Source organism: Mesorhizobium sp. M2E.F.Ca.ET.209.01.1.1 (assembly GCF_004010375.2).
GTDB lineage: Bacteria > Pseudomonadota > Alphaproteobacteria > Rhizobiales > Rhizobiaceae > Mesorhizobium.
The window spans coordinates 1-302 of sequence record NZ_SADP02001003.1 but is presented as its reverse complement, the minus strand read 5'-3'; the positions used below and the strand labels follow the sequence as shown (position 1 = coordinate 302).

Annotated in this window: 1 pseudogene; it reads left to right on the top strand. The window is 63.6% G+C overall.

Annotation, left to right across the window (positions count from 1 at the left end):
• Positions 1 to 83 precede the first annotated feature (83 nt).
• A pseudogene (locus EN852_RS38870) lies at positions 84 to 302 on the top strand (EamA/RhaT family transporter); the annotation flags it as partial.

The following is a 302-nucleotide window of genomic DNA, read 5'->3' as shown; positions in this document are numbered from 1 at the left end:
CAGGCCAGTTTTTCCCCGGCCTGCACGTGAATCCTTCCCAAAGACATTCAGAAAGCGCGACGCTGCCGGTGGCGATCCTGTGCATGCTTACCACCTATGTCTTCTTCACCTTCCTCGACACCTCAAGCAAATATCTCGTCCTGGCCGGCGTCTCCGTCCTGATCGTCGCCTGGGTGCGCTTTGCCGTGCATGTCGTGCTGGTTGGGGCGCTGCTGCGGGGCTGGCGCGAGCCGGCGCGGTTTCGCCCGGTCAACCTGCCGGCGCATGTGATGCGCGGCGCCTTCCTGTTCGGCTCGACCATG